The organism is Pseudomonas sp. AN-B15, assembly GCF_019056475.1.
In the GTDB taxonomy this organism is placed as follows: Bacteria; Pseudomonadota; Gammaproteobacteria; order Pseudomonadales; family Pseudomonadaceae; genus Aquipseudomonas; species Aquipseudomonas parakoreensis.
Genome location: NZ_CP049737.1, coordinates 5,535,421 through 5,552,602 on the forward strand (window position 1 = coordinate 5,535,421; position 17,182 = coordinate 5,552,602).

Annotated in this window: 12 protein-coding genes and 1 tRNA gene; 12 read left to right on the plus strand and 1 reads right to left on the minus strand. The window is 59.6% G+C overall.

From position 1 onward, the window contains the following. Positions 1 to 41: 41 nt before the first annotated feature. Entirely contained in the window at positions 42 to 611 is a 570-nt protein-coding gene (plsY, locus tag GTQ41_RS25145; protein ID WP_041070041.1) for a glycerol-3-phosphate 1-O-acyltransferase PlsY, read from the plus strand. 23 nt (positions 612 to 634) lie between these two features. Here the strand turns inward: plsY and tsaD are convergent, their stop codons facing one another. Further along, entirely contained in the window at positions 635 to 1,660 is a 1,026-nt protein-coding gene (tsaD, locus tag GTQ41_RS25150) for a tRNA (adenosine(37)-N6)-threonylcarbamoyltransferase complex transferase subunit TsaD (protein WP_039768071.1), read from the minus strand. Between the two features lie 199 nt (positions 1,661 to 1,859). Here tsaD and rpsU point away from each other — a divergent pair, with 199 nt between their 5' ends. From rpsU to pqqF, 11 genes are all read left to right on the plus strand, one after another. Further along, the gene (gene rpsU / locus GTQ41_RS25155) at positions 1,860 to 2,075 is read left to right on the plus strand and encodes a 30S ribosomal protein S21 (protein WP_002551877.1); all 216 of its coding nucleotides are present in this window, start codon (positions 1,860 to 1,862) and stop codon (positions 2,073 to 2,075) included. A 478-nt stretch (positions 2,076 to 2,553) separates the two neighbouring features. Continuing rightward, positions 2,554 to 4,518, plus strand: a complete 1,965-nt coding sequence (dnaG, locus tag GTQ41_RS25160; RefSeq protein ID WP_047296995.1) for a DNA primase — start codon at positions 2,554 to 2,556, stop codon at positions 4,516 to 4,518. Positions 4,519 to 4,585: 67 nt separating this feature from the next. Further along, complete coding sequence (rpoD, locus tag GTQ41_RS25165; protein ID WP_041070030.1) at positions 4,586 to 6,433, plus strand: RNA polymerase sigma factor RpoD; 1,848 nt, start codon at positions 4,586 to 4,588, stop codon at positions 6,431 to 6,433. 126 nt (positions 6,434 to 6,559) lie between these two features. Further along, a complete protein-coding gene (locus GTQ41_RS25170) occupies positions 6,560 to 10,306 on the plus strand; it encodes a bifunctional diguanylate cyclase/phosphodiesterase (protein WP_217325375.1) in 3,747 nt (1,248 codons plus the stop codon). A 15-nt stretch (positions 10,307 to 10,321) separates the two neighbouring features. Next, positions 10,322 to 10,398 (plus strand) — tRNA-Ile (locus tag GTQ41_RS25175). Positions 10,399 to 10,600: 202 nt separating this feature from the next. Continuing rightward, entirely contained in the window at positions 10,601 to 10,900 is a 300-nt protein-coding gene (locus GTQ41_RS28720) for a hypothetical protein (RefSeq protein ID WP_047296999.1), read from the plus strand. Between the two features lie 69 nt (positions 10,901 to 10,969). Further along, positions 10,970 to 11,167: a hypothetical protein gene (locus GTQ41_RS28725; RefSeq protein WP_047297000.1), complete on the plus strand. Its 198-nt coding sequence runs from the start codon at positions 10,970 to 10,972 to the stop codon at positions 11,165 to 11,167. A 296-nt stretch (positions 11,168 to 11,463) separates the two neighbouring features. Then, the gene (locus tag GTQ41_RS25185; protein ID WP_007966501.1) at positions 11,464 to 11,925 is read left to right on the plus strand and encodes an Lrp/AsnC family transcriptional regulator; all 462 of its coding nucleotides are present in this window, start codon (positions 11,464 to 11,466) and stop codon (positions 11,923 to 11,925) included. 206 nt (positions 11,926 to 12,131) lie between these two features. Then, positions 12,132 to 13,814: an NAD(P)/FAD-dependent oxidoreductase gene (locus GTQ41_RS25190; RefSeq protein ID WP_047297002.1), complete on the plus strand. Its 1,683-nt coding sequence runs from the start codon at positions 12,132 to 12,134 to the stop codon at positions 13,812 to 13,814. A 12-nt stretch (positions 13,815 to 13,826) separates the two neighbouring features. Then, complete coding sequence (locus tag GTQ41_RS25195) at positions 13,827 to 14,621, plus strand: carbon-nitrogen hydrolase family protein (protein WP_047297004.1); 795 nt, start codon at positions 13,827 to 13,829, stop codon at positions 14,619 to 14,621. Between the two features lie 48 nt (positions 14,622 to 14,669). Beyond that, a complete protein-coding gene (pqqF, locus tag GTQ41_RS25200) occupies positions 14,670 to 17,087 on the plus strand; it encodes a pyrroloquinoline quinone biosynthesis protein PqqF (protein WP_217325376.1) in 2,418 nt (805 codons plus the stop codon). Positions 17,088 to 17,182 lie beyond the last annotated feature (95 nt).

Here is a 17,182-nt window from a genome sequence, read left to right on the forward strand (position 1 = left end):
GCGCCGTTAGAATCAGGGCGTCCTCGCCCGGAATAGTTAGCATGTTTTGGTTACTGGCGACCCTCGCCTACCTGCTCGGCTCTCTGTCCTTCGCCATTTTGCTCAGCCGCCTGACCGGAAATCCGGACCCGCGAATGAGTGGCTCGGGTAATGCCGGCGCCACCAACATGCTGCGCCTGGCCGGTCGCAAACTGGCGATCCTGACCTTGCTCGGTGATCTGTGCAAAGGCCTGTTGCCGGTGCTGATCGCAGCAGCCGCTGGCCTTTCGCTGCAGGATCAGGCCTGGATCGGCGTGTGCGCCGTGATCGGTCACCTGTTCCCGCTGTATTTCCGTTTTCGCGGTGGCAAAGGCGTCGCCACGGCTGCCGGCATGCTGCTGGGCCTGTATCCACCCGCCGCGCTGCTGGCGGTGTGCGCCTGGCTGCTGACGTTCTACCTGACCCGTACCAGCTCGCTGGCGGCGCTGATCGCCACGCCACTGACCTTGCCCCTACTTGCATGGCAAGAGCCGGAGGCGCTGCTGCCGATGAGCGCGCTGACGCTTCTGATCGTCTGGCGCCACCGCGGCAATCTACGCGACCTGTTTGCCGGGCGCGAACGGCATTTTTAAATACCGCCCATGAGCGCCGCACATTACAGCGCCGACAACTGCTCCATCGGCCAGCGCGCCTGCACGCTGATCGCCAGACTTTCCTGCTGACCGGCCTGCAAACGCTGACAACCGGCAAACGCGATCATCGCGCCATTGTCGGTGCAAAACTCGGGACGGGCGTAAAACACATCGCCCTTCATATCGCCGAGCATCTTTTCCAGCGAAACACGCAACGCCTTGTTGGCACTGACGCCGCCAGCGATCACCAGACGTTTCATGCCTGCCTGTTTCAGGGCCCGCTTGCATTTGATGGTCAAAGTCTCCACCACGGCCTGCTGGAACGCCAGCGCAATGTCGCAACGGGCTTGCTCGCTGTCGTCCCCGGCGCTGACGCATTGCTGCCAGGTGTTGAGGGCAAAGGTCTTCAAGCCACTGAAGCTGAAATCCAGACCCGGGCGATCACACATCGGACGCGGGAAGGTGAAACGTCCCGCAACGCCCTTCTCGGCCAGCTTGGCGATTTCCGGCCCGCCCGGATAATTGAGGCCCATCATTTTCGCGGTTTTGTCGAACGCTTCACCGGCGGCATCGTCGAGGGTCTCGCCGAGCAGGCTGTATTGGCCAATGCCATCGACCTGAACCAGTTGCGTGTGCCCACCGGACACCAACAAAGCGACGAACGGAAATTCCGGCGGTTTGGGCTCCAGCATCGGCGCCAGCAAGTGGCCCTCCATGTGGTGCACACCGAGTGCCGGAATACCCCAGGCAAACGCCAGCGCCTGAGCGCACGAGGCACCGACCAGCAGCGCGCCGACCAGGCCCGGGCCCGCGGTGTAGGCGATCGCATCGATCTCGGTCGGCACGCAGTCGGCCTCGGCCAACACCTGACGAATCAAGGGCAGCATGCGTTTGACGTGGTCACGCGAGGCCAGCTCCGGCACTACGCCGCCATAGACGCGGTGCAGGTCGATCTGGCTGAACAGCGCGTCGGCCAGCAGGCCGCGTTCACTGTCGTATAATGCGACGCCGGTTTCGTCGCAGGAGGTTTCTAATCCCAGTACTAGCATGGGTTTGCGCCTTGTTTAGGCTGAATTCGAAGGCGCGCATAATAGTCGCCACGCGATGCCCCGACTAGCGGTTTTCGATCAGAGGCTTTGCATTCCGAGCGATGAGGGGTTAACATCCGCAACCCTTAAAAACCGACGTCTTCAAGTGCTCTTTTGCCGCGAGGATGTTGACCCCGGTAATGAATGAAGGTAGCTCTGGATGCCAGCCGTCAAAGTTAAAGAGAACGAACCCTTCGACGTAGCTCTGCGTCGTTTCAAGCGCTCCTGCGAAAAAGCCGGTGTACTGGCTGAAGTTCGTAGCCGCGAATTTTACGAGAAGCCAACTTCTGAGCGTAAGCGCAAAGCAGCAGCCGCTGTTAAGCGTCACGCCAAGAAAGTTCAGCGCGAACAGCGCCGCGCCGTTCGTCTGTACTAATACACAGACGTTCGTAGCAAGCTTCTTGCCTAAGCCCGGCCTTCAGCCGGGCTAATGGCATTTGCGTAAAACGCTTGATGCTTCACCGTCGAAGCCGCACACGCGACCGAGACAAATCTGCTTCACGCGTCAGACCTGGCTCTTTTGCCAGCGGTGCACGTCTTTTCTGACGAGCCTTTCAAGGCTACTGACGAGCACACCCACTGATTCCTCTCACGACGATCAGCCCAAGGCACCTCCATGCGTGCCCGCTTTATTGAGCTATCCGAGGCCATTTATCGGCCGTCAGCGGATTCAGCGCAACACTTTCAAATAGTCGAAGACTGATGGTTACTAACGTCAGTGGATTTTCGGCAGATACACTTCCCGACAGCGAATATGCACCGACCGGTCGAACCGCCCATTTTGTGCGCTTCACTCAAGACCTGTGTCCGGCCGCCCTTCGCATCGGACTCATTACAGCGCAGACGAGAACGCCATGGCCGGGCTGATTCCCCAGAGCTTTATTGACGACCTCCTGAACCGCACCGACATCGTCGACGTGGTCAGCTCGCGCGTGCAACTGAAAAAGGCCGGCAAGAACTACACCGCCTGCTGCCCGTTCCACAAAGAGAAAACCCCGTCGTTCAGCGTCAGCCCCGACAAGCAGTTCTATTACTGCTTCGGCTGCGGCGCCGGCGGCAATGCCCTCGGCTTTCTCATGGACCACGACAACCTGGATTTCCCCCAGGCTGTCGAGGACCTGGCCAAAGCCGCTGGCATGGAAGTCCCCCGCGAAGAAAGCGGCCGCCCGCACAAACCGCGGCAGCCAACCGACTCGCCGCTGTATCCGCTGCTCACCGCCGCCGCCGACTTCTACCGCCAGGCGCTCAAGAGCCATCCGGCGCGCAAGGCTGCGGTGGATTACCTCAAGGGCCGCGGTCTGACCGGCGAGATCGCCCGGGACTTCGGTCTCGGCTTTGCGCCGCCGGGCTGGGACAATCTGTTCAAGCACTTGAGCAGCGACACGTTGCAGCAGAAGGCCATGATCGACGCCGGCCTGCTGATCGAGAACGCCGAAACCGGCAAACGCTATGACCGCTTCCGCGATCGCGTGATGTTCCCGATCCGCGATACCCGTGGCCGGATCATCGCTTTCGGTGGCCGGGTACTGGGTGACGACAAGCCGAAATACCTGAACTCGCCGGAAACCCCGGTCTTCCATAAAGGCCAGGAACTCTACGGCCTCTATGAAGCACGCAAGAACAACCGCAACCTCGACGAAATCATCGTCGTCGAGGGTTACATGGACGTCATCGCCCTCGCCCAGCAAGGCTTGCGCAATGCCGTCGCAACCTTGGGCACGGCGACCAGCGAAGAGCACCTCAAGCGCCTGTTTCGCGTCGTGCCCAACGTTCTGTTCTGCTTCGATGGCGACCAGGCTGGCCGCAATGCTGCATGGCGCGCACTGGAAGCGACACTGCCGTGCCTGCAGGACGGGCGCCGTGCGCGCTTCCTGTTTCTACCCGAAGGCGAAGACCCGGATACGCTGGTTCGCGCCGAAGGCACTGACGCCTTCAAGGCTCGCATCAATCAGCATGCGCAGCCGCTGGCAGACTATTTCTTCCAGCAACTGACCGAGGAAGCCGATCCGCGCTCGCTCGAAGGCAAGGCCCACATGGCTACCCTCGCCGCGCCGCTGATCGACAAAGTGCCCGGCGCCAACTTGCGCATTCTGATGCGTCAGCGCCTGACCGAAATCACCGGCCTGAGCAGCGAAACGGTCAGCCAGCTTGCGCAAAGTGCGCCGCAGGAAGCTCCTCCGACCTACGATCCGGGCATCGATTACGACGCAATGCCGGACTACAGCGACTACCATCAGCCGCAGGCACAGGACATGTATGTGCCGCAGCAGGAGTGGACGCCAAAGAAACCCGGCGCCGGCGGCAAGAAATGGGACAAGAAACCTTGGGACAAGAACGGCAAGCGTGGCGGCGATCGCGATCAACAGCGCCCACGCACGCCGATTGGTGTCGAGTCGCCGACGCTGACCGCCCTGCGTACATTGCTGCACCACCCGCAACTGGCCGAACGCGTCGAAGACGCCGGACACATTGCGGACGAAAATCAGACCAATGCCCAGTTGCTTGTGGCGCTGCTCGAAGCCGTACAGAAGAATCCCAAGCTAAACTCATTTCAGTTGATCGCGCGATGGCATGGCACTGAACAGGGTCGCTTGCTCAAGGCGTTGGCGGAAAAGGAGTGGCTGATTGACGGAGAAAACCTTGAACAACAGTTTTTCGACACCATTACTAGCTTGTCAGCCCGCCAACGCGAGCGAAATCTGGAACAGTTGCTCAGGAAAGCGCGTCAAAGCGAACTGAGCGCCGAAGAGAAAAATCAACTGCGCGACCTATTAAGTCGCAATGTTTCCGCATCAAACCCGACCTCAACTGGCGCGTGAGGTCATAGCTCAGGTATAATCCTCGGCTTGTTTTTTGCCCGCCAAGACCTTCAGTGGATAGGGTGTTATGTCCGGAAAAGCGCAACAGCAGTCTCGTATTATTGAGTTGATCAAACTGGGTCGTGAGCAGAAGTATCTGACTTACGCCGAGGTCAACGACCACCTGCCCGAGGATATTTCAGATCCGGAGCAGGTGGAAGACATCATCCGCATGATTAACGACATGGGGATCCCCGTACACGAGAGTGCTCCGGATGCGGACGCCCTTATGTTGGCCGACGCCGATACCGACGAGGCCGCTGCGGAAGAAGCAGCCGCCGCGTTGGCCGCGGTGGAGACCGATATCGGTCGCACCACTGACCCGGTGCGCATGTACATGCGTGAAATGGGTACGGTCGAGCTTCTGACTCGTGAAGGCGAAATCGAAATCGCCAAGCGTATCGAAGAAGGCATCCGTGAAGTGATGAGCGCTATCGCGCACTTCCCAGGCACGGTTGACCACATTCTCTCCGAGTACACTCGCGTCACCACCGAAGGTGGTCGCCTGTCCGACGTTCTGAGCGGTTACATCGACCCGGACGACGGTATTGCGCCGCCTGCTGCCGAAGTGCCACCGCCGATCGACGCGAAAGCCGCCAAGGCTGACGACGATACCGACGACGATGACGCCGAAGCTTCGGATGACGAAGAAGAAGCCGAAAGCGGTCCGGATCCGGTCATCGCTGCGCAGCGTTTCGGCGCTGTCTCCGACCAGATGGAAATCACCCGCAAGGCCCTGAAAAAGCACGGTCGTCACAACAAGGCCGCCGTTGCCGAGTTGCTGGCCCTGGCCGAGCTGTTCATGCCGATCAAATTGGTGCCGAAGCAATTCGAAGCCCTGGTCGAGCGTGTTCGCAGTGCTTTGGATCGCCTGCGTCAGCAAGAGCGCGCGATCATGCAACTGTGCGTCCGTGATGCACGTATGCCACGCGCCGATTTCCTGCGTCAGTTCCCGGGCAATGAAGTCGACGAAAGCTGGTCCGACGCACTGGCGAAAGGCAAGAGCAAATACGCCGAAGCCATTGGTCGCGTGCAGCCAGACATCATCCGTTGCCAGCAGAAGCTGATTGCGCTGGAAACCGAAACCGGTCTGACCATCGCTGAAATCAAGGACATCAACCGTCGCATGTCGATCGGTGAGGCCAAGGCCCGCCGCGCGAAGAAAGAGATGGTTGAAGCCAACTTGCGTCTGGTGATCTCGATCGCCAAGAAGTACACCAACCGCGGCCTGCAATTCCTCGATCTGATCCAGGAAGGCAACATCGGTCTGATGAAAGCGGTGGACAAGTTCGAATACCGTCGTGGTTACAAGTTCTCGACTTATGCCACCTGGTGGATCCGTCAGGCGATCACTCGCTCGATCGCCGACCAGGCTCGCACCATTCGTATTCCGGTGCACATGATCGAGACGATCAACAAGCTCAACCGTATTTCCCGCCAGATGTTGCAGGAAATGGGTCGTGAACCGACTCCGGAAGAACTGGGCGAACGCATGGAAATGCCTGAGGACAAGATCCGCAAGGTGTTGAAGATCGCTAAAGAGCCGATCTCCATGGAAACCCCGATCGGTGATGACGAAGACTCTCATCTGGGTGACTTCATCGAAGACTCGACCATGCAGTCGCCAATCGATGTGGCAACCGTTGAAAGCCTGAAAGAAGCAACCCGCGAAGTGCTGTCCGGCCTCACTGCCCGTGAAGCCAAAGTACTGCGCATGCGCTTCGGTATCGACATGAACACCGACCACACACTCGAAGAAGTGGGCAAACAGTTTGACGTAACGCGCGAGCGGATCCGTCAGATCGAAGCCAAGGCGCTGCGCAAGCTGCGCCATCCGACGCGAAGCGAGCATCTGCGCTCCTTCCTCGACGAGTGATACCAGAACCCCCGGCCCAGGCCGGGGGTTTTGTTTATACGGCAGATTAAATCCCTCGCACCGCCCCTCCCCCGCATACCCCGTCTACACTCGAAACAATGAATCCCGTGCCCTAACGAGACGGTTATGCCCAGACTGGCGCCCGTGCTTTTCTTGCTGTCACTGATGATCTGGACCGCAACGGCTAACGCGCTGACTCTGACCGATGAAGAACGTAGCTGGCTCGCGGCTCACCCGGACTTGCGCCTGGGTGTAGACGCCTCGTGGCCGCCGTTCGAGTTCCGTGATGAACAGAATCACTATCAAGGTCTGGCCGCTGATTACATCGACGTGATCCGCCAGCGCCTGGCCGTCAAACTCACCCCGGTCGAGCCGTCGAGCTGGACTGAGGTGCTGGCGCAGGTGAAAACCGGCAAGATCGATCTGCTGCCTGGGATCATGTCCACGCCCGAGCGCCAGAACTATCTGTCGTTTACTCGCCCTTATCTCGATTTCCCGATCGTGACCCTCGCCCATATCGGCGGCGCGCAACCGCGCAAAATCGAAGACCTGTACGGACTGAAGATCGCCGTGGTGGAAAACTACGCCCCCCACGAACTGCTGCGCACCCACCATCCGGACCTGAATCTGGTGGCCATGCCCAATGTCAGCTCGGCCTTGCAGGCCCTGGCTACCGATGAAGTAGATGCGGTCGTCGGCGATCTCGCCTCCAGCGTCTGGAGCCTGCGCCAACTCAAGCTCGACGGTTTATACGTAAGCGGCGAAACCCCGTATCGCTACCAGTTGGCCATGGGCGTGCCCCGTGACAACAAAATGCTGGTGGGCATTCTGGACAAGGTCCTGGCGGACATGAGCCCGGAGGAAATCAGCAGCATTCAGGAACATTGGGTCGGCAATGTCCTCGATCATCGGACATTCTGGTCGGATTTGCTGATTTACGGCCTGCCGGGCCTGTTATTGCTGATGATCATCCTGGCTGTGGTCATTCGCATCAATCGCCGCCTGAGTTCGGAAATTGCCCGCCGCGTCGACCTCGAACAGGAATTGCGCAGCAGCGAATACCACTACCGCGGACTGGTGGAGAGCCTGTCGGCCATCGCCTGGGAAGCACGCATGAGCGACTTCACCTACAGCTATGTGTCGCCGCATGCCGAGGATCTGCTCGGTTATCCACAGGCGCACTGGCTGATTCCGGGTTTCTGGCGCAACATCATCCACCCTGCCGACCTGACGCGTGCCCAGGCCATCTGCGATGAGGCAGTGCGCGAAGGGCGCGATCACACCCTCGATTATCGGGTGATTACCGCAGACGGGCGCTGCCTGTGGGTGCGCGATATTGTCAGCCTGATCGAGCACGGCCATGAGCCGGTGATGCGCGGGCTGATGATCGACATCAGCGAGACCAAACGTACAGAAGAAGCATTGCGGCTGTCGGAGCAGAAGTTCGCTTCGGTGTTCCAGCAATGCCCGGACATTCTGGTCATCGCGAGGCTGTCCGATGGCTGCCTGTTGGAGGTCAACGAAGCCTTTGAGGAACAGATCGGCCTGAAGGCCGAAGACGTCATAGGCCAGACCGCCACGGAACTCAATATCTGGGGCATTCCCGGAGTCGGTCCGGGACTGCTCCAGCGCTTGCAGGCCGGTAGCATCCGCAACCTGGAGATGCCCTTTCGCCGCAACAACGGTCAGGTATTCACCGGCCTGATCTCCGCCGAACCCTTCGACCTCGACACCACTCCAGCGCTGGTGGTGGTGGTGCGCGACATCACTCAGCTCAAGGAAACCCAACAACAACTGCAAACCTCCGAAGAGAAGTTCGCCAAGGCTTTTCATGCCTCACCGGACGGCTTGCTGCTGTCGCGTCAGAGCGATGGCTTGCTGCTGGAAGTCAACGAGGGCTTCAGCCGCATCACCGGATTCAATAGCGCGATGTCGGTGGATCGCTCGGCGCTGGACCTGGGGATCTGGGTCAACCTCAACGAACGCAAGCAGATGCTCGACCTGCTGCACCGCGACGGCTTCGTGCGCGACTTCACCTGCCATATCCGCCGCAGCGACGGGCAGATCCGCCTGTGCGAAGTGTCCAGCCGACCGCTGCCGATCGGCGAAGAAGACTGTATGCTGACCATCGCCCGGGACATCACCGAACGCCATCTGATGCAGGAAAAGCTGCAACAGGCCGCCACCGTTTTCGAGAGCACCGCCGAGGGCGTGCTGATCACCGACACCCAGCAGCACATCAGCGCGGTGAACCGTGCGTTCACCGAAATTACCGGCTACAGCGAAAGCGAAGCCCTCGGCCACACCCCGCGCCTGCTCGCCTCCGGCCTGCATGACAGCGCGTTTTACGCGGCGATGTGGCACCAGTTGACCGACGAGGGTCACTGGCAAGGCGAGATTTCCAACCGGCGCAAGAACGGCGAGCTGTACCCGAGCTGGCTGACCATTAGCGCCGTGCGCAACCGCGACAAATTCATCACCCACTTCGTCGCGGTGTTTGCTGACATCTCCAGCCTCAAACACGCGCAAGCCAAACTCGACTATCAAGCGCACCACGACCCCCTCACCGGCCTGCCGAATCGCACCCTGTTCGAAAGTCGCCTGCTCACCGCGCTGAACAGTCAGCAGGAAAATGGCGGTCAGGGCGCCGTGCTGTTTCTCGATCTCGACCGTTTCAAACACATCAACGACAGCCTTGGTCACCCGGTTGGCGACCTGTTGCTCAAAGGCATTGCGGTACGCCTGAAGGAGCAATTGCGCGATATCGACACCGTCGCCCGACTGGGCGGGGATGAATTCATTATCCTGCTGCCGGGCCTGCAACAAGCCAGTGATGCCGACAACATCGCAATCAAACTGCTCAACTGCTTTGGCGCACCGTTTCAGGCCGGTGAGCACGAGTTTTTCATTAGTGCCAGCATCGGCACCAGCCTCTACCCACGGGATGGCTGCGACGTTGCAACTCTGGTGAAAAACGCCGACGCCGCGATGTACCGCTCCAAGGCCAAGGGCCGCAACCGCGTCGAAAGCTACACCCGCGACCTCACCGCCCAAGCCAGCGAACGCGTGGCACTGGAACACGAACTGCGCCGGGCCATCGAACGCGAAGAGTTGTTCCTCTACTACCAGCCGAAAATCAGCCTCGACGACCATCGCCTGGTCGGCGCCGAAGCACTGATCCGCTGGCGCCACCCGACCTTCGGCGAAGTGCCGCCCGAGCACTTCATTCCGCTGGCCGAAGAGAACGGCATGATCTTGCAGATCGGTGATTGGGTACTCGAGACCGCCTGCCGGCAGATGTTCGAGTGGAATCAGATCTACGACAGCCTCGGCCCGCTGTCAGTCAACCTCGCCGGTGCGCAACTGCGCCAGCCGAATCTGCTCGGGCGTATCGAACAACTGCTCAGGGACAACCGTTTGCAGCCGGATTTACTGCAACTGGAAATTACCGAAAACTTCATCATGAGTCAGGCCGAAGAGGCCTTGGCGGTGCTGCACCAGCTCAAACACCTGGGTGTACAACTGGCGATCGACGACTTCGGCACCGGTTATTCATCACTCAGTTACCTCAAACGCCTGCCGCTGGACATCCTCAAGATCGACCAGTCTTTTGTTCGCGGACTGCCCGACGACCCGCACGACGCGGCGATCGTCCGCGCGATCATCGCCCTGGGCCGGAGCATGCAATTCACCGTGATTGCCGAGGGCGTGGAAACCCAGGCGCAACAGCAATTTCTGGCGGCTGAGGGCTGCGAACAGATTCAGGGCTACATCGTCAGCCTGCCACTGCCCCCGGAAGAATTCGCCGCAACGTTTCTTCGTGTAACCGTATCGGATTATTCGGATAGCACAGCCGAGAAACCGTCGTTATAATCCGCGACCTACTGAGGGCCTATAGCTCAGTTGGTTAGAGCAGAGGACTCATAATCCTTTGGTCCACGGTTCAAGTCCGTGTGGGCCCACCACATTTGAAAGCCGCGCTACATGCGCGGCTTTTTCTTGGGCGATCGGTTGGGGGGACTATCTTTGCGAGCGCAATGTTCGGAAGACTTCCCCGAAGGCTGTAGGAATGTTCCGAAGCTGTTTTTTCTCCCCTCCCCGCGCCTTGTTGACTGTTTCCCCAGACAAGTAATCTCCGGACGCCACTGCCCGTCCAGGATTGTTTTTATGCTTGTGAATGCTGCGCCACTGATAAAGGAAGCAGCCGACCAACCAACCTGGATCGACCTTGCTCTGCCAGATCTAAGAACATTGCCAAGAGAAATTCGGTCAGCCGCAATCGAAGAAGTAAAAAGGGCTGACGACGCCGAAGGTGCTCTCAAAATCCTTCTGAATCACTTTGGGTTCGTCGACGATTCCGTACTAGCCGTTACTATCCTCACGCCTATTGGAAACGTTGCAGTCATGCGAGACAAACTGGCCCATATCGTCGAGAAACGTCCAGACTCCCGAGAACGCTATGTTTGACATGCCATCGACACGCTGGCGGGACCTTTCGAAGTATGGAAAGTCCTCTACGATAATGGCGGATTCCGATTGGCATTCATCAACGCCTATGAGGCAAAAAACGACATGCTCGTCGTGGTCGATGTGCGGAACGGGCACGTCCTCTGGAATTTCATGCACGCTCCGTCAAGAGCAATGAACAAGCACCGCCAAGGCGATCTTTTGTACAAGCGGTACATTCTTGAAGACAAAGAAAAGGGCAGCCAGTTGGCTGCCCTTGATATTTGAATCCTGATATTTGCATCCTCAGGAAATGGGATGAAGAGGTCTCACCTTACACCGATGTTGCAGCATCGCTGAGGTACCTACGTCCGCTAAAGCCCTGCAAGGCAGCAGATTTCGCGCTCTTGTTGGCATTCTTGATAAATAGGCCCGGCAAGTCAAACCAAATATTTGATGTTTGTTTTGGCGCAACGATTGCCTCCACGCATAAGTGACGTGCTCAGTCATCGTCAGCAGCGTGTCGCAGATAGTGCCTGTAACATGCGAACTCATCCGCACTCGACAGTCATGGAGCCGCCCCTTTGCCCGACACCCGCCCCCCCGCCCTCGACGAAATCGACCGCCAGCTGATCGCCGCTCTGCAGATCAACGCCCGCGAAAGCGTGGCGATGCTTGCCCGGCAACTGGGCATTGCGCGCACCACCGTGACTTCGCGGTTGGCGCGGCTGGAGAAGGCTAAGGTGATCACCGGTTATGGCGTGCGTCTGGGGCAGCGCGTGGTCGATGGCGGGTTGCAGGCGTATGTCGGGATCAAGGTGCAGCCGCGTTCCGGCAAGGAAGTGCTGCGCCGGCTGAGCGCGATGGCGCAGGTGCAGCAGTTGTGTGCGGTGAGTGGCGAATTTGATTATGTGGCGTGGTTGCGCACCGACTCGCCGGAGCAGCTGGATCAGTTGCTGGATCAGATTGGCAGTGTGGATGGGGTGGAGAAGACGACAACGTCGATCATTTTGAGTAGCAAGATCGATCGGGGGCAGCCGGTTTAAATGTGTTGGCTGAGAGGGACTCTTCGCGAGCAGGTTCGCTTCTACATCTGGTCGATATGCAGTCACCCATCGTCATATTGATCAGTTAAATGGCAAAACGACGACACATTGCGTCTTATTAACGTGTTCCACGCTCCCTAGAATGGCTGGCATCTTTTCCTATACTCAGACGCGCGTCCTGCGTCGGGTCGCCAACAGGGTCAGCCATGAACAAGAACAATCGCCATCCTGCAGACGGTAAGAAACCCGTCACCATTTTTGGTCCGGACTTTCCGTTCGCCTTCGACGACTGGATCGAACACCCGGCCGGTCTCGGCAGCATTCCTGAACACCACCATGGCGCTGAAGTGGCGATTGTCGGCGCCGGTATCGCTGGTCTGGTGGCCGCGTACGAGCTGATGAAGCTCGGCCTGAAACCGGTGGTATACGAAGCTTCGAAGCTCGGTGGACGCCTGCGTTCGCAGGCGTTCAACGGTACCGACGGCATCGTTGCGGAACTGGGCGGCATGCGTTTCCCGGTGTCCTCCACGGCGTTCTACCACTACGTCGACAAGCTTGGCCTTGAGACCAAACCGTTCCCGAACCCGCTGACGCCAGCCTCCGGCAGCACGGTGATCGACCTGGAAGGTAAAACCCATTACGCACAAAGCCTGAAGGATCTTCCTGCCCTGTTTCAGGAAGTGGCTGACGCCTGGGCGGATGCGCTGGAGGCGGGCTCGCAGTTCGCCGATATCCAGCAAGCCATCCGTGACCGCGATGTGCCACGCCTCAAAGAACTGTGGAACAAACTCGTGCCGCTGTGGGACGACCGCACGTTCTACGACTTCGTGGCCACCTCCAAGGCCTTCGCCAAACTGTCGTTTCATCACCGCGAAGTGTTCGGTCAAGTCGGTTTCGGTACCGGCGGCTGGGATTCGGACTTCCCCAACTCGATGCTGGAAATTTTCCGCGTGGTGATGACCAACTGCGACGATCACCAGCACCTGGTGGTCGGCGGTGTGGAGCAAGTGCCGCAGGGCATCTGGCGGCACGTACCGGAGCGCTGCGTGCACTGGCCACAAGGCACCAGTCTGAAATCCCTGCACCGTGGCGCGCCGCGTTCCGGCGTGAAGAAAATCGCCCACGCGCCGGACGGCCGTTTCGCTGTCACCGACAACAACGGCGACACCCGCGAATACGCCGCCGTGTTGACCACCTGCCAGAGCTGGCTGCTGACCACCCAGATCGAATGCGACGAAACCCTGTTCTCGCAGAAGATGTGGATGGCACTGGATCGCACGCGCTACATGCAGTCGTCGAAGACCTTCGTCATGGTCGACCGCCCGTTCTGGAAGGACAAGGACCCGGAAACCGGTCGCGATCTGATGAGCATGACCCTCACCGATCGCCTGACTCGCGGCACCTATTTGTTCGACAACGGTGACGACAAGCCGGGCGTGATCTGCCTGTCGTATTCGTGGATGAGCGACGCGCTGAAAATGCTCCCGCATCCTGTTGAAAAACGCGTAGAGCTGGCGTTGAACGCGCTGAAGAAGATCTACCCGAAAGTCGATATCGCCGCGCGGATCATCGGCGATCCGATCACCGTGTCGTGGGAAGCCGATCCGTACTTCCTCGGCGCATTCAAAGGCGCCCTGCCCGGCCACTATCGCTATAACCAGCGGATGTACGCGCACTTCATGCAGGACGACATGCCAGCCGAGCAGCGCGGAATCTTCATCGCCGGTGACGATGTGTCGTGGACCCCGGCGTGGGTCGAAGGCGCGGTGCAGACGTCGCTCAACGCAGTGTGGGGCATCATGAAGCATTTCGGCGGTTCGACACATAAAGAGAACCCGGGCCCGGGTGATGTGTTCAAAGACATCGGCCCTATCGCCCTGCCCGAGTAAGAGGAATCCCCGATGCGTGTAGCCCTTTACCAATGTCCACCGCTGCCCCTGGACCCCGCCGCCAACCTGCATCGCCTGCAGCAACTGGCGATGGAAGCCAAGGGTGCCGACCTGCTGGTGCTGCCGGAAATGTTTCTGAGCGGCTACAACATCGGCAAGGAAGCGGTCAGCACCTTGGCCGAGGTCTACAACGGCGAATGGGCGCAACAGATCGGTCGAATCGCCAAAGCCGCCGGGCTGGCGATCGCTTACGGATACCCCGAGCGCACGGCCGACGGGCAGATCTACAACGCCGTGCAGTTGATCGACGCGCACGGCGAGCGCTTGTGCAATTACCGCAAGACCCACCTGTTCGGTGATCTGGATCGGTCGATGTTCAGCCCCGGGGAGGATGACTTTCCAATCGTCGAACTCAACGGCTGGAAAATCGGTTTCCTGATCTGCTACGACCTGGAGTTTCCGGAGAATGCGCGGCGTTTGGCGTTGGCCGGCGCCGAGCTGATTCTGGTACCGACGGCGAACATGATTCCGTTCGATTTCATCGCCGACGTCACCGTGCGTTCCCGCGCCTTCGAAAACCAATGCTACGTGGCGTACGCCAATTACTGCGGACAGGAAGGCGAGATTCACTATTGCGGGCAAAGCAGCATCGCTGCGCCGGACGGCAGCCGTATCGCCCAGGCCGGCCTCGATGAAGCGTTGATCGTCGGTGAGCTGGATCGGCAGTTGATGGCCGATTCCCGCGCCGCCAACCGCTACCTCAACGACCGTCGCCCCGAGCTTTACCACGCGTTGAACAAGCGCTGACCCTACGCAATCCGCTAGCATGGGCACTTCACTGTTCTGGAAGTGCCCATGCCTGCGCCGACTCACACCCGCCCCCACACTGAAACCCTGGCCAACGGCTTGCGCGTGACCCTGCGTCAGGTGCCCGGTTTGAAGCGCAGTGCCGCTGCATTGCGGGTGGCCGCCGGTAGTCATGACGTGCCGCTGGAGTGGCCGGGACTGGCGCATTTTCTCGAGCATTTGTTGTTTCTCGGCACTGAGCGTTTTCCTGCGAGTCAGGCGCTGATGGCCTACGTGCGAAGTCACGGTGGCCAAGTGAACGCCAGCACCCGTGAACGCACCACCGACTTCTTTTTCGAACTGCCGACCTCCGCCTTCAGTGCCGGGCTTGAGCGTCTGTCAGATATGCTCACGCACCCGCGTATGAATCCGGACGATCAGTTGCGCGAACGCGAAGTGCTGGACGCGGAATTTGTCGCGTGGTCGCAAGATCCCACGGCCCTGCAGGAATTGGCGTTGTACGAAGGGTTGCCAGCCACGCATCCGTTGCGCGGGTTTCATGCCGGGAATCGCGACAGCCTGAAAGTTGAGTTACCAGCCTTTCAACAGGCGCTGAAGGATTTCCACCGGCAGTTTTATCGCACCGGGCAAATGACGCTGAGCCTGGTCGGACCGCATAGCATCGAGGAATTGCGTGTACTGGCGCAGCAGTTCGCCGCCGTGCTGCCGGTTGGGGATAAGCTCGAACAGGCAGCGACCGTGCCATTGGCGGTGAACAGTTATCAACAGGTCGGCGAGCGAAGCAGCCATCTGCTGTTCGCTTTCGAAGCGCTGCCCGACTCGTCCGCCGAAGCGCTGGCGTTTCTCTGCCATTGGCTGAACAGCGCCAAGCCCGGCGGTTTGCTCGTCCATTTGCAGCAACAACGCCTCGCGGACGGTTTGAAAGGGGTGCCGCTGTATCAGTTCGCCGGGCAAGCGTTGCTGCACCTGCAATTCACCGCCCCCGCCGACTCCCTCAGCGCCATTCGTGAACAGCTGCTGGACTGGCTGAGCTTCTTCGCCGCGCAACAGGACTGGGCAGCGCTACGCGAGGAATACGCCAAATTGCTGGAACGTCAGCAGCAAGTCAGTGGCGCACTGCTACTGGCGCGCCGCGACAGCGAACAGCTTGAACACGGCTTGTCGGAAAACGGCGTGGCCGCCCTCAAACACATCCTGCGCGACTTCGGCGTTGTGGATAACTTCAGCGACCATTGGCACCTGCCTGCCGCCAATCCTTTTCTAGGCTCCAACGAGCCGCTGGCCAACGCCGGCCTGATTCGCGGCCAGACCAGCGCCCATCGTGGCTTGCGGACTTTCGCTCAGGATCGCTCGCGCGGTCGGCGTGAGCGTTCGCCGATGCAATTCAGCCAGGCGTTGCCGGATCATAGCGACCACGGCGCGATTTACTTGCGTTGGCAAACGCAGGCGGCGGCCGGCACAGATCTGCAAGGCAAGCAGCAACGCAGTCTGCAGGAAACTCAGGAAGATGCACGGCAGGCCGGCGTCGAAATCGCGTTCAGTGCCACCGGCACTCAGTGGCTGCTGAAACTGACGGGACTGCAGGAGCCGATGCCCGGTGTCCTGGAACACGCGCTGAAATGTCTGACGCAAATCGACGCCGATTCAACTAACGCTGGGCCGGAAGCGCCGTTGATACCGATCCGTCAGTTGCTCAAGGCGTTGCCTGAACATTGCCTGCCATCGGCCGTCGAGTCGAACGACGCCAGACAGGTGTGGACAACGTCGCGCTGGGACGGACTGGCGCTTGGTCTCAACGCAAAAACTCAATCGGCCATGGGTCTGGCCCTGAGCCGCATCCCCGGCACACCGGACAATCAACTGCCGACAGTGCCGACGATCACTACGCAACATTTGTGGAGCCACATCGACACCGCCTCCAGCGAGCATGCGCTGCTGCTGTTCTGCCCGACCGCAGGCCACGAAATCGCTGACGAAGCCGCCTGGCGACTGTTCGCGCAGCTGTGCCAGACCCCGTTCTATCAGCGCCTGCGCGTCGAATTGCAATTGGGCTACGCGGTGTTCAGTGCCTTGCGGCAGGTACATGGTCAGAGTGGATTGCTGTTCGGAGTGCAGTCGCCAGAAACTACGCCCGTGGAGCTGCTCGGCCATATCCAGCAGTTCCTCAAGGGCATTCCTGCGCTGATCGAAAACCTCGACGACATGCATTTCACCCAGCAACGCCAGTCACTCGCCGATCAGTTCGATGAGCGTCAGCTGTCCGGCAAAGACGCCGCCGAATTGTTGTGGCAGGCCAGACTCGCGGGCCACTCGTCGGATTATCTGGCACAACTGCACACGGCCATTGGTCAACTGCAACGCTCGGCATTGCTGGCGGCAGCGCAGCGCTTGCTCAACGCCGAGGGCGGCTGGCGCTGCCTGGCCAGCGCACCGTCACCCGGCGCACCGTGGCAAGCGACAAAATGATCATTACCAAGGCTGCAAGGAGCTTTCTCAAAGATTCACGGGCAATACCGTTGAAATTTTGAGTAACATAGCAGCCTAACTATTTGGAACATCCC